Genomic DNA, 13,604 nt, shown 5'->3' with positions numbered 1-13,604 from the left:
TCAGTAATGAAAGCGTTTTATTTTTCGGCAGGTATCATCCTCATGTTGGGGATGATTACCTGCAGTCTATTTATTGGTGCGGGACAAGTTACGCTGGATGCCGTATGGACCGACCCGATGATGCGTGACATTTTCTTTATCAGTCGTGTCCCACGTACCTTGGCGCTGTTATTGGCCGGAAGCGCCATGAGCGTTGCTGGGTTAATCATGCAACTGCTGACACAGAACCGCTTTGTTGAACCTTCACTGGCTGGTACAACGCAGTCTGCGGGGTTTGGCTTGCTGGTGGTGATGGTGGTTGCGCCATCCGCGTCCTTGATGGTGAAGATGGTCGTCGCCAGCGTGTTTGCCATGATTGGTACGCTACTGTTTATGATGCTATTGCGCCGTATTGTTCTCAAATCAGCGTTGGTTGTACCGCTGGTTGGGATCATGTTTGGCGCTGTCATCGGCGCGGTAACGACATTCGGTGCCATGCATTATGACTTGCTACAGTCGCTCGGTAGTTGGGAAGCCGGGGATTTTTCCGGGATTTTACAAGGCCGATATGAGTTGCTCTGGCTGGTAGGAATCCTGACGTTATTAGCGTGTTGGACGGCAGACCGTTTTACTGTTGCTGGAATGGGGCGGGAGTTCTCCGTTAATGTTGGCCTGAATTACCGGCAGGTTATGTTGCTGGGGCTCTCTATCATTGCGGTGATCAGCGGTGTCGTCGTCGTTGTCGTCGGCGCATTGCCGTTTTTGGGACTGATTGTGCCGAACCTGATTAGCATGATCATCGGCGATAATGTGCGGAAAACTATCCCTTGGGTGTGTTTGCTTGGCGGTGGACTTGTGCTGCTATGCGATATCATTGGTCGTGTGGTGCGTTACCCGTTCGAGATTCCAGTGAGCGTTATTCTGGGCGTGATCGGTGCTGTCGTGTTCCTCACCCTGTTGTTGAGTCAGAAACGCCATGTCAGTTAATGAATTTAAGGTTGATACCTGCCCAGCGACCGTGCCAGTCGAGCCCAGCGCCGTGCCTTATCGGCGTTTATGGTGGTTGAGTGCGGGAGCATTAGCGATAATCGTCGTGTTCATGACCATCAATCTGGGGGGGAACCTACGTTATATCCTGATACACCGAGGGCAGATTTTATCTACGATGATATTGGTGGCGTTTGCTGCCAGTATATCAACGGTATTGTTCCAGACGGTGACCAATAACCGCATTCTAACCCCATCTATCATGGGGTTTGAGGCGCTGTTTGTCCTGTTGCAAACAATGGTGTTGTTCTTCTTCGGCGTGCAAGGTATTTCGGCGGTTGGCGTCAGTGGTAAGTTTGTCTTCGAAGCATTGTTGTTGGTTCTGTTCTCCTCGCTACTTTATCGCTGGTTGTTCACCGGTCGCCACAGCAATCTGCATTTGGTTCTGCTGGTCGGGATCATTTGCGGTACGTTGTTTCGCAGTGCGTCAAGCCTGATGCAACGTCTCTTAACGCCCAGTGAATTCGCCGTGTTACAGGGGCGAATGTTCGCAACATTTACTCGAGCAGCTCCAGAATTAATTGCGCTATCAGCGGTCATCATCTTGATTGTGGCGCTGTTCGTGTGGCGGTTGCGTTTCCAATTAGATGTGTTGGCGTTGGGGAAAAATACGGCGATTAATCTGGGAATCGCCTACAAGCGCCATGTCACCATCGTACTGTTATTGGTATCCATACTTGTCGCTATTTCGACGGCATTGGTGGGGCCTCTGACCTTTTTAGGGTTCATGGTTGCGAATTTAGCCTATCTGATCGCGGGATCCAGCCAACATCGTATTCTTCTCCCAACGGCGTTTTTACTTGGCATTATTGCATTGGTGGGGGGGCAACTGATTTTGGAGCATCTGCTTGGCATGGCTGGTGCGCTCTCTGTCGTCCTCGAATTTATCGGTGGGTCGCTGTTTATTGTGTTGCTACTGAAAAAGGTTTCCGTGTGATTGAGATCGGCAATGTAACTAAAACGTATAATAACGTGACGGTATTAAATAATGTCACGGCGACGGTGCCTCGCGGCGGCGTCACGTCGATAATCGGCCCGAACGGTGCGGGGAAGTCGACATTGTTGTCCATTATTAGCCGCTTGCTGGAAGCGGATCGCGGACAGGTAAAAGTTAACGGCATGGATGTGATGACAACACCAAGCGATAAACTGGCGACGTGTTTGTCCGTGCTGCGACAGGAAAACCAGTTTACCAGCCGCTTAACGGTAGCCGAGCTGGTGGGGTTTGGCCGTTATCCTTATACCAAAGGGCGATTGAACGCTGACGATCGTGAGCGTATTAATGCCGCGTTGGCGTTCCTCAATTTGACGGAATTGAAAGATCGTTTTTTAGATGAACTTTCTGGCGGCCAACGGCAGCGTGCTTATGTCGCGATGGTGTTGTGTCAGGATACGGAATACGTGCTGCTGGATGAACCGCTGAATAATCTGGATATGAAACACGCGGTGGCGATGATGAAGCAGATCCGCCGTGCGGCGGATGAATTAGGAAAAACCATTGTGCTGGTTATCCACGATATCAACTTTGCTTCTGCCTATTCAGACTACATTATTGCGATGCGTAAAGGGCAGATCATCTACACGGGAAAACCGGAGGACATCATGGTGTCCGACGTTCTGGAAGATATTTTCGACACTGAAGTGGCCATCGAAGAGGTTCATAATCAGCGTATCGCGGTATATTACCGCTAGTTTGATGACAGATTATTCGCTCAGCGGGGTGTTAGCGCAAAGGGCGTAAGCACTGCTTGAAAGACGCTAGGTATAACCTGTATGGTGAATGCATAAAGAATTTATGTATGACTTAAGGTAAGGGTAAAAGATGGATAAGGACACTAAGCCGTGTTTCCAGGATGTACTGGAATTCGTGCGCATGTTTCGTCGTAAAAACAAACTTCAGCGTGAGATCGTCGACAACGAAAAGAAAATTCGCGATAACCAGAAGCGTGTTCTGCTACTGGACAACCTGAGCGAATATCTGAAACCGGGTATGTCCATTGAAGATGTGCAAAATATCATCGCCAATATGCGCAGTGATTATGAAGACCGCGTTGATGACTACATCATCAAGAACGCCGACCTCTCGAAAGAACGCCGTGATCTGTCTAAAAAGCTGAAAGCGATGGGCGAAGTTAAGTAACCTAACGCTCCGTTTTACGGTAAAACCACTTTCTACTGTAAATTGTTTTCTACTGTAAAAGGATCGCTGCTGCGATCCTTTTCCTTTTCCTTTTCCTTTTCCTTTTCCTTTTCCTTTTCCTTTTGGCTTTTACGCCACATCCTGCCTTTTTGCCTACCCACTTGTTTGAGCATCGGTGGCGGCTGTTAATGATTTTGTCGCTGCTGATGATGTCAAACGCCTCCAAAATTGGAATCCAGCTCGCACGCTGAATGCCATTTTTCGCAAGTTAATCAATTTCTTGCGAGGCGTTTTCCTACCTGCATTTTTCGTTCTGTTGCATGAGGTTGAGTTATTGCAACATTCCTGAGCGAACAACGGGAACGAGGGAAGGATGTGTCATGACAAGGGACGATATCAGTAAAAGTGATGATGTCGGTAAATAGTCTAGCGTGGGCCAGCGTGCTGGGCATCCTACCGCTGTTTTTTTTGCCGCAGCTCCCAGCGCCAACGCCGGTGTGGTGGGGGGTGGGGCTATCTACCTGTGTGGTATTGGGTGGATATCGTCATGCAAGCGTACGGTTTGTCGCCCTTGTTGCCGTGAGTTTTTGTTGGGCAGCGTTGAATGCTCAAACCTTATTACTACAAATCGATCGCTTCACGCAGGATTCCGTTAATGCTGTTGTGACAATCAGCAGCATACGGTTCAGTGAACACGCTGATGATGGGATCACGGTTCGGCTGGAAGAGATCAATCAGCAGCGACTCTTCCCGCCGCTATATGCTCAACTGACCCTGTCATCGGCGATGGAAAACTGGTGCGGTGGTCAACGCTGGGCGATAACCGCCAGTTTCCGCCCTATCCATAGTCGGCTAAATGAAGGCGGCTTTGATAGCCAGCGCTGGGCGATAGCCAAACGACAGCCGTTATCGGGGCGTGTATTGGCGGCAACGGTTGCTGATAGCCGCTGTGATTTCCGTCAGCGCACGATCGCACGGGCGGAGCAACTGGTACAGGGGTTACCATGGCGCTCTATTTTATTGGCGTTAACCTTTGGCGAGATGAAAACGGTTAGCCCAGAGATCAAGACGCTTCTTCAGCATACCGGTACGATGCACCTGATGGCGATCTCAGGTCTCCATATCGCCTTGGCTGGGTTGGTTGGGTGGGGAATCGCACGAATGGTGCAATATGCGTTTCCCGTGCGGTGGATTGGCCATCGTTTTCCCTTATTAGTCAGTGTGATTGCTGCGTGGGCATATGTTTGGTTGGCTGGAGGAAATCCTCCGGCTGTTCGCGCTGGATTGGCTCTCAGCCTGTGGCTTTGTCTGAAAATCTGGGGGGTTAACTGCTCAGCCTGGCAAGTCTGGTTATGGTGCGTCGCACTGATTCTGGTCAGCGATCCGTTGAGCGTACTGTCAGACAGTTTCTGGCTATCTTGTCTTGCGGTGGCATCGCTCATTTTCTGGTTTCAGTGGGCGCCCCTTCCTCATCGATTACAGACACAACGACAGTGGTTCTGGCTACGTTGGTTCCATCTACAAACGGGCATCACTTTACTGCTGATGCCGTTGCAGCTTCATATTTTCCACGGTGTTAGCGTTACCTCGCTGCCAGCTAATCTATGGGCGGTGCCTTTAGTGTCTTTCGTGACAACACCGCTTATTTTGTTGGCATTGATCACGATGGTGTTTGTGCCACTGAGCAGCATGATCTGGTGGCTCGCAGATGTTTCGCTACGTGTAGTGTTCGCACTGCTGATGCACTTGCAAACGGGCTGGATATACCTTGATACATCATTGTTGCTAGTGAGCGTGGTGGGATGGGGGGCAGTTGTCATATGGCGTTTTCGCTGGTGGCGAATTTATCCGATGAGTGTCGGCGTGCTGATTCTGGTTTTACTCGCGTTTCGTATAAAGAGCGATGAACCGGATTGGCGTGTGGATATGTTGGATGTCGGCCATGGCCTGGCCATCGTGATTGAGCAACGTGGAAAGGCGGTGCTGTACGATACGGGAAATCGCTGGGAAGGGGGGGATATGGCGACGCGAGAAATTCTGCCTTACTTACGCTGGCGAGGCGTTGATGTGGAAAGCATTATCCTGAGCCACAGTCATATGGATCATACTGGGGGGTTGGAGACGTTACAGACAGCCTACCCTGAGGCAACGATATATAGTGCCACCAACGCGATGAATCATCGTCCTTGTCTACGCGGTGAGCGTTGGCGTTGGCAGGATCTGACGTTTACCGTGCTGTGGCCGTTAGCGCTCGCTGAACGAGCGGAGAACAACGACTCCTGTGTAATCCGCGTCGATGATGGGAAACACCATGTTTTATTAACGGGCGATCTGGAGTCGGATGCCGAAAAGGCGCTGATGCGATTAGAACGCAGTGCGCTGCGTGCGAATTTGTTACAAATCCCTCATCATGGCAGTAAGACATCGTCTTCACCGCCCTTCATTCGTGCGGTTAATGCTGAGTTCGTTATCGCTTCCACTGCCCGCTATAACCCGTGGCGACTGCCTTCAGTAAAGATTGTTGAACGATACCAGCAACATGGCTATTCATGGCTTGATACTGCATCGTCTGGTCAGTTAAGTGCACGTTTTTTCAGCGATTCATGGCGCATTCTACGATTCAGGGAGCACATATTGCCTCGTTGGTATCATCAGTGGTTTGGCGTAGGACGCTATAATGAGTAAAATAGCCGGCTATTTCTTCCCTATTCAGGTTGACTACATGCTGAATGATAAAGATCTCTCCACCTGGCAGACTTTTCGCCGCCTATGGCCGATGATCTCTCCGTTTAAAGCTGGACTGGCTGTTGCTGCCGTTGCACTCATCGTTAATGCGGCTGGCGACACACTTATGCTCTCGCTACTTAAACCCTTGTTGGATGAAGGATTCGGCAAAGCGGAACGTTCCGTTTTGGTATGGATGCCTTTGGCTGTCATTGGATTGATGCTGGTAAGAGGGGCATCCGGTTTCGTATCTAGCTATTGCGTCGCTTGGGTTTCAGGCAAGGTGGTGATGAATATGCGTCGCCGCCTCTTCTCCCATATCATGGGGATGCCAGTGTCGTTTTTTGACCAGCAGTCAACCGGAACATTGCTGTCCCGTATTACTTATGACTCAGAACAGGTTGCGGCGTCGTCATCCGGCGCGTTGATTACCGTCGTCAGGGAAGGGGCGTCGATCATTGGGCTGTTTGTTCTGATGTTTTATTACAGTTGGCAGTTGTCCATCATTCTGATTGTGATTGCGCCGGTCGTATCGATCGCCATGCGAATGGTGTCCAAACGCTTCAGAAATATCAGCAAAAACATGCAAGACACGATGGGACACGTGACCACCAGCACGGAGCAAATGCTGAAAGGCCACAAAGAAGTGCTGATGTTCGGTGGACAAGAAGTTGAAACCAAGCGTTTTGATCAGGTCAGTAACCGTATGCGCCAGCAGGGCATGAAAATGGTTTCCGCGTCATCGATTTCCGATCCTATCATTCAGCTAATCGCTTCGCTGGCGTTGGCATTCGTGCTGTATGCCGCGAGTTTTCCTAGCGTGATGGAGACGTTAACCGCAGGGACGATCACGGTGGTGTTCTCTTCCATGATTGCGCTGATGCGCCCATTAAAATCACTGACCAACGTTAACGCGCAGTTCCAACGCGGAATGGCTGCGTGCCAGACGCTGTTTGCGATTTTGGACATGGAACAAGAACGTGACACGGGTAAAGTCGAGATCGACCGTGCGAAAGGTGAACTCGAATTCCGCCAAGTGAATTTCGCCTATCCGGGCAGAGAAAATCTGGCGCTTAAGAACATCAACCTGCATATTCCCGTGGGTAAAACGGTGGCGTTGGTTGGCCGTTCCGGTTCGGGGAAATCAACGATTGCCAGTTTGATTACACGTTTTTACGACATTCAATCAGGTGAAATTCTGCTTGATGGTCACGAGCTACGTGAATATCGGCTGTCCTCTTTACGTAATCAGGTCGCATTGGTTTCTCAAAACGTGCATCTGTTTAACGATACGATAGCGAATAACATCGCCTATGCGCGTAATGAGCACTATAGTCGTGAAGAAATTGAGCGCGCGGCGAAAATGGCCTATGCGATGGATTTCATCAATAAGATGGAACATGGTCTGGATACGGTGATTGGTGAAAATGGCGTGATGCTTTCTGGTGGACAACGCCAGCGTATCGCGATAGCCCGTGCGCTGCTGCGCGATAGCCCGATTCTGATATTGGATGAGGCCACCTCGGCGTTGGATACGGAATCGGAACGCGCGATTCAGGCTGCACTAGACGAACTGCAAAAAGATCGTACTGCACTGGTGATTGCACACCGCCTCTCCACCATTGAAAAAGCGGATGAGATTCTGGTGGTTGAAGATGGCAGAATCGTTGAACGTGGTAGCCATGCTGAATTACTGGCGGCAAACGGTGCTTATGCACAGCTACACAGAATGCAGTTTGGCGAATGATTGAACGTATCTGGTCTGGTCACTCGCGGCTTTATTGGTTGCTGCTTCCGCTTTCGTGGCTATACGGATTCGTCACCTTTCTGATCCGCCAGAGCTATCGGTTGAGGTGGCGGAAAAGTTGGCGTTCTCCTGTTCCTGTCGTGGTGGTCGGAAATTTGACGGCTGGCGGAAATGGGAAAACCCCAGTGGTCATTTGGCTTGTCGAACATCTACAGCGTAGAGGTTATCGGGTTGGGGTGGTATCTCGCGGTTACGGTGGGAAAGCTGAACGTTACCCTCTGTTACTGGATGAATCAGTGACGACAGCACAGGCTGGCGATGAGCCAGTGCTGATTTTTCAACGTACTGATGCACCTGTCGCGGTCGCTCCTCGTCGTCGGGATGCTGTGAGTGCGTTATTGGCACAGCACAGGCTAGATGTCGTGATCACCGATGATGGATTACAGCACTATGCGTTGGAAAGAGATATTGAGCTGGTTGTGATTGATGGCATGCGTCGCTTTGGCAACGGATGGTGGCTGCCCGCAGGTCCAATGCGGGAAAGAGAAAGCCGTCTGGCCTCGGTGGATGCAGTCATTGTTAACGGCGGTACGCCGCGAACAAACGAGATAGGCATGACATTAACCGCAGGTATGGTGGTTAACTTACTTTCTGGTGAGTCCCGACCGCTGAGTCAGTTACAGGATGTGGTCGCGATGGCGGGTATCGGACATCCCCCGCGTTTTTTTGCTACGCTGCGTGAGGCTGGCGTCAGCATTGCACGTGAAATTGCCTTTGCTGACCATCAATCGTATCAGCCAGAACAGCTCGAGTCGCTGACTGAAGATGCGACACAGCCGTTGCTAATGACGGAAAAGGATGCCGTGAAATGTAAGGCGTTCGCTCAGGGTAACTGGTGGTATCTGCCAGTCGATGCCGTGCTTGCTGAGCCCCACGGCACGCAGTTGCTCGATAAATTGGAACATGTGCTTAATCGGAATTCAGGCAGCAGAGCATAAATTGGTCTGCTACCACGGTTTCAGATATCCCTTGTGGATATCACCTTATTAGATCGCTGCTGTAGCGAGAAAGAACATGCCGGTCATCGATCGGCCCATAACGTTGGCAAACCTTTCGCATAATGAAAGCGGTGATGATGGGATAGAAGAGTAAAGCGTTTGCGCCATGGATGGCGCAATCCGAGCGTACAGGGATGTATTTACAGCGTCTTTACGATCTACCCATCATCATCGTCTAGCGGGCTTTGTCAGCACCCTCAGCCGATCATCGATCGGCCAAAGATGGAGGAAGCATGGATCACCGTTTACTTGAGATTGTTGCCTGTCCTGTTTGTAATGGTCGGTTGTATTTTAATAAAGAGAAACTGGAGCTGATATGCAAGGTCGATGGTTTGGCCTATCCGGTGCGTGATGGCATCCCTGTGTTGCTGGAAAATGAGGCGCGTAAACTCGGTGCGGACGAGATAACACAATGACCTTTACCGTGATCATTCCTGCGCGCTTTGCCTCAAGCCGCCTCCCAGGTAAACCACTGGCAGATATCAACGGCAAACCGATGGTCGTCCATGTGATGGAACGGGCGTTGGAATCGGGGGCGCAGCGCGTTATTGTCGCCACTGACCATCCGGATGTTGAAGCGGCGGTGCAGCAAGCCGGTGGTGAAGTCTGCCTGACCCGCGCCGATCATAACTCTGGTACGGAGCGTCTGGCTGAAGTCATCGAGCGTTACGGTTTTACCGACGATGACATCATCGTTAACGTTCAGGGCGATGAACCACTCATTCCTTCCGTGATTATTCGTCAGGTGGCTGAGAACCTTGCAGCCAGTAAAGCGGGAATGGCAACGCTGGCGGTGCCGATTGAAACCAGCGAAGAAGCATTCAACCCGAATGCAGTGAAAGTGGTTACCGATGCTGAGGGATACGCGCTGTATTTTTCCCGTGCAACGATCCCTTGGGACAGAGAACGTTTTGCTCAGTCTAAAGAAACTATTGGCGATCATTTCCTGCGTCATATCGGCATTTATGCCTACCGTGCAGGTTTTGTGCGCCGTTATGTCAGTTGGGCACCGAGCCAACTGGAGCAAATCGAATTACTGGAGCAACTGCGTGTGCTGTGGTACGGCGAGAAGATTCACGTTGCGGTTGCGAAAGCGGTGCCGAGCGTCGGCGTTGATACGCCAGAAGATCTGGCTCGCGTGCGTCACGTCATGGCGAATCAGTAATATCTATCACGCCATACTGCGATGAATACGTCATGGGGAATCTATGGTTACCGGAATGGATTTTCTCCATGACGTTTTTTCTTTATACCCGTCATACTTCAAGTTGCATGTACGTTGGCCGCGCTACTCGGCACACTAGCGTGTGCCTTGCCCCATTGGGGCCGCTGCAAGCAGCGTTCAAACCTGCCTCTGGCTGGTTTGTCAGTCACCCGAATCACTTACCTGAGTAAGCTCATCGGGATTCCTTCTCTTGCCGCCTTCCTGAAACTCGAATTATTTAGGGTATATACGACATATTATCTTTTAAATTATTTAGCACTTATTTAGATAAGTATTCTTAAAAGTTCTCAAATTGTATCATCTTCTTATTTTACGGGTGATTTATTTCCATTCCGAATTGATGAATAGCGAGTGGAACTTTTATTTTCATAGTTAAATGCTACTATCAATTCGCCATGTTTTTGCATGGCGTTTTTGTTATTTCAACTAAGGACGGTAATGATATGAATGCTAAACGTTATATCGCAAAATTTTTTTTCGGCAGTATGCTGATGGGGGCTGCGGCGAGCAGCAGCGCGGCGGTGTATTACATGGCGCCCAACGGCAATGACGCAAATAATGGCAGTAAAAACTCCCCTTGGAAAACCATCGATCGTGCTCAGAAAACATTAACGCCTGGAGACCGCCTGTGGATCCGTGGCGGTAAATACGAGTTTACCAAGGGGCTAAACGTTTGTGCCACGCGTACGGATGTGGTGAACGCGATTACGCTGAATAAGAGCGGTACCGAAGGGAAGCGCATTGAGTATTGGGCATACAGTGGCGAGGTGCCTGTATTTGATTTCAGCCAAATGCAGGATGACTGCCGCGTTAAAGGTTTCAACGTGGTGGCAGATTGGATCTCTCTGAAAGGACTGGAAATAACGGGTGTTCCACAGCGTAATAACCTGAACCATGAGTCCTGGGGAGTATGGATTCGGGGTAGCAATAATATATTCGAGCAGCTAAATATCCACCATATTATGGGGACAGGGTTGTTTATCCAACGTGGGGGATACAATCTGGTATTGAATAGCGACTCTCACCACAATTACGATCCGCTGACATCGAATGGTGCAGGCCAAAGTGGAGATGGATTTGGTGCGCATATACCGGCTAATCAGCCAGGTAATATTTTCCGCGGTTGCCGCGCATGGTCAAACTCGGATGATGGCTTCGATTTAATTAATGCTTATTCTCCGGTGCTGATTGAAAACTCCTGGGCCTGGTCACACGGTTATTTGCCAGGGACGACGCAGTCGCTGCCAGCAGGTAATGGTAATGGTTTTAAAATCGGTGGCTACGGTGGCGTTTATGTGGCAAATGCGGTGAAACATACCGTGCGTAACTCGGTTGCGTTTTTAAATAAAGCGGCCGGTTTTTATGCCAATCATCATCCGGTGGCGAACGATTTCTTTAATAACACCGGCTATAAAAACAATCCTAACTTTAATATCCGCGGTATTGATGCAAACGGAAAAGCGATTGGATTGGGTACGCTGCGCAATAACGTGTCTCATGGCGGTAAAGACCTGTCGTTCTCCGATGGCGCGAATATGCGCTATAACTCATGGGATCTGAAAATTGCGGTATCGGATTCTGATTTCGAGAGCGTTGCCGTCACAGGGTGGGATGCACCGCGTCAGGCAGATGGCAGCTTGCCAGTATTGAAAAGCCTGCATCTTGCAGCGGGTAGCGCGCTGATCAATAAGGGCGGGGATGTCAAACTGCCTTACAAAGGATCTGCCCCAGATCTGGGTGCCTTTGAACGCGAATAATGGCGGTGTGTTAATTCACTAGGCTGTCACTCCGATATTCCCTGCTGACGAGTAGGGAATATCGCTGCAACAACTCCGGCTGGGCGCGTTCTCTGCCGTCATTGATCCCCTTTTATTTGATCTGCGTTGAAGTATTTGTCTTCTGCTCGCCGCATCATGGTGGGTGGAGTCATTTGACTCAACGGAGGTATAGCTGTTTATGGAACAGTTGAAATCGGAGCTCAGTACGGTGTTGGGGGAAAGCCTTAGCCGGCTTGAGTGCATAAGCGAACAGCCCTATGCGGACCTGTATGCCTTATATGATAAAGAAGGTAACGCCATTCCCTTGTTGGCTAAGAGCTATATTTGCCAAGGGGTAGCGCAGCAGGAAGCCTACAAGCTCTCGATGCTGGCGCGTGAGGGGGATGTCCGTTTACCCACCGTTTACGGGCTGGTGTTGACGCAACAGCAGCCTTATCGGGAGCTGTTGCTAATTGAGCGCTTACGCGGCGTGTCGGTGGAGGCGCCACCAAGAAGTGGTCAGCGCTGGACGTTGTTGATGGATCAAATTGTTGAGAGCGTATTAGCCTGGCACCGCATTGATAGTCACGGTTGCGTCGGTTCTGTCGATAGCACACAGGACAACGATTGGATGAGCTGGTATCAACAGCGTGTGGAAGTGCTGTGGTCGACCTTGCTGAATGTCAGTGCGCCACAGCTGACACAACAGGATCGAAGCGTGCTTTATCGCTCTCGTCAATGTCTGGCGATGCTGTTTGAAGATTTCGAGGATGGCTGTGTGTTGGTACACGGTAATCTTTCACTGCGCAGCATGTTGAAGGATGCGCGTAGCGATCAACTGCTAGCGATGATTAATCCGGGCATGATGTTGTGGGCACCGAGAGAGTATGAACTGTTCCGGCTTTGTGAATCTGGCATGCCAGAACAGTTACTGTATCACTACCTGAAACAGGCACCGGTAGCGGAATCCTTTGTCTACCGGCGCTGGTTGTATGCTATCTGGGAAGCTGTGGCCCGTTATATCCACACGGGGCAACTAGACCGTCAGCTCTTTGATGTAGCTTCCCGTGAGCTGTCCCCTTGGTTGGAATGAGCCTGCGGTTGTTCGGCATTGTGCGGTGGTATTGACGTTCCTTTCAGCGATTGCCACAGGCGACCCAGTGTTTCATACCAGGCGCGTTCGCTGTGCGATAAATAGTACGCGGATGGAAAAATCTTCTCCCACGGGTTGAGTGCGGACGTGATCGCCATCTGATTCGCCGGAGCCGGAATGGGCGCAAGCCCCTGAGCCTGGAAGAATCGTATGGCGCGAGGCAGGTGGTTGGCCGAGGTCACTAGCAAGAAAGGGCGATCGCCAACAATCTTCGCGGTTTCCGCCGCTTCTTCTTCCGTATCCCTTGGCGTATCCAGAATAACGATATCCTGCTGCGGAATCCCCAGACTTTCCGCTACCAGCGCCGCGGTTTTCGCACTGCTGACAGGGTTGCCCTGCGCCGCCCCGCCGGTAAAAATCAATTTTGCGCCGGGGTTGGCATGATACAGGCGAACGCCTTCCGTTACGCGCGGGAGGCTGTTGCTGATTAGATTGGAACTGGGCGCCCATTCCGCATTATAGGTATACCCTCCGCCTAGCACGACGATATAGTCGGCTTTGCTCGCTTGCGGCGTTTGCCGCCAGGTTGGATAGTGTGATTCCAGTGGTAGCAACAGCCTATCGGCGACAGGTTGCAGGCTGAGCAGAATAAGCGCCAGCCAACTGATGAGTATTATCGTTCTTCCCGTACGTTGCCGTTGGGTAAACCAGAGCAGCAGCAGGCCAACACCCATCAAAAGCAAGAGCAATGGCAGAGGCTGTAGAAGGCCGCCGACGAACTTTTTGAGTACGAAAAGCATAAAATCGCATTCCTTTTGAGTGAAAAAGCCGCAT

The 13,604-nt window shown here is 50.7% G+C and carries 12 protein-coding genes; 11 read left to right on the top strand and 1 reads right to left on the bottom strand.

Annotation, left to right across the window (positions count from 1 at the left end):
- The first annotated feature begins 6 nt into the window (after positions 1–6).
- The 11 genes from H0247_RS03300 to H0247_RS03245 all read left to right on the top strand — a co-directional run bounded on the left by H0247_RS03300 (position 7) and on the right by H0247_RS03245 (position 12,770).
- Positions 7–966 carry an ABC transporter permease gene (locus H0247_RS03300; protein ID WP_180741228.1) on the top strand — a complete coding sequence of 320 codons (960 nt, stop codon included), beginning with the start codon at positions 7–9 and terminating at the stop codon, positions 964–966.
- Positions 956–1,963 carry an iron chelate uptake ABC transporter family permease subunit gene (locus H0247_RS03295; RefSeq protein ID WP_180741227.1) on the top strand — a complete coding sequence of 336 codons (1,008 nt, stop codon included), beginning with the start codon at positions 956–958 and terminating at the stop codon, positions 1,961–1,963. Before H0247_RS03300 ends, H0247_RS03295 begins: the two co-directional genes overlap by 11 nt.
- Positions 1,960–2,718, top strand: coding sequence for an ABC transporter ATP-binding protein (locus H0247_RS03290; protein ID WP_180741226.1), 759 nt, complete (start codon positions 1,960–1,962; stop codon positions 2,716–2,718). Before H0247_RS03295 ends, H0247_RS03290 begins: the two co-directional genes overlap by 4 nt.
- A 130-nt stretch (positions 2,719–2,848) precedes the next feature.
- Positions 2,849–3,166 carry a PTS system regulator TmaR gene (gene tmaR / locus H0247_RS03285; protein ID WP_180741225.1) on the top strand — a complete coding sequence of 106 codons (318 nt, stop codon included), beginning with the start codon at positions 2,849–2,851 and terminating at the stop codon, positions 3,164–3,166.
- Positions 3,167–3,577: 411 nt separating this feature from the next.
- The gene (locus tag H0247_RS03275; RefSeq protein ID WP_180741446.1) at positions 3,578–5,851 is read left to right on the top strand and encodes a ComEC family protein; all 2,274 of its coding nucleotides are present in this window, start codon (positions 3,578–3,580) and stop codon (positions 5,849–5,851) included.
- Positions 5,852–5,888: 37 nt separating this feature from the next.
- Positions 5,889–7,637, top strand: coding sequence for a lipid A ABC transporter ATP-binding protein/permease MsbA (gene msbA / locus H0247_RS03270; RefSeq protein WP_180741445.1), 1,749 nt, complete (start codon positions 5,889–5,891; stop codon positions 7,635–7,637).
- A complete protein-coding gene (gene lpxK, locus H0247_RS03265) occupies positions 7,634–8,635 on the top strand; it encodes a tetraacyldisaccharide 4'-kinase (RefSeq protein ID WP_180741223.1) in 1,002 nt (333 codons plus the stop codon). Before msbA ends, lpxK begins: the two co-directional genes overlap by 4 nt.
- Before the next feature lie 293 nt (positions 8,636–8,928).
- Complete coding sequence (locus tag H0247_RS03260) at positions 8,929–9,111, top strand: Trm112 family protein (RefSeq protein WP_005967647.1); 183 nt, start codon at positions 8,929–8,931, stop codon at positions 9,109–9,111.
- Entirely contained in the window at positions 9,108–9,860 is a 753-nt protein-coding gene (gene kdsB, locus H0247_RS03255) for a 3-deoxy-manno-octulosonate cytidylyltransferase (protein ID WP_039469032.1), read from the top strand. The genes H0247_RS03260 and kdsB overlap by 4 nt, the downstream gene beginning before the upstream one ends.
- A gap of 503 nt (positions 9,861–10,363) precedes the next feature.
- Entirely contained in the window at positions 10,364–11,677 is a 1,314-nt protein-coding gene (gene pelN, locus H0247_RS03250) for a pectate lyase PelN (RefSeq protein ID WP_180741222.1), read from the top strand.
- A gap of 199 nt (positions 11,678–11,876) precedes the next feature.
- Entirely contained in the window at positions 11,877–12,770 is an 894-nt protein-coding gene (locus H0247_RS03245) for a YcbJ family phosphotransferase (RefSeq protein ID WP_180741221.1), read from the top strand.
- On the opposite strand, the gene elyC is transcribed toward H0247_RS03245, so the two are convergent.
- Positions 12,722–13,570, bottom strand: a complete 849-nt coding sequence (gene elyC, locus H0247_RS03240; protein ID WP_180741220.1) for an envelope biogenesis factor ElyC — start codon at positions 13,568–13,570, stop codon at positions 12,722–12,724. The two genes, H0247_RS03245 and elyC, sit on opposite strands and share 49 nt — an antisense overlap.
- Positions 13,571–13,604 lie beyond the last annotated feature (34 nt).

Origin of the sequence: Pectobacterium sp. CFBP8739, assembly GCF_013449375.1 — a bacterium.
Classification (GTDB): Bacteria; Pseudomonadota; Gammaproteobacteria; order Enterobacterales; family Enterobacteriaceae; genus Pectobacterium.
This window is presented reverse-complemented; position numbering and strand designations above follow the sequence as displayed.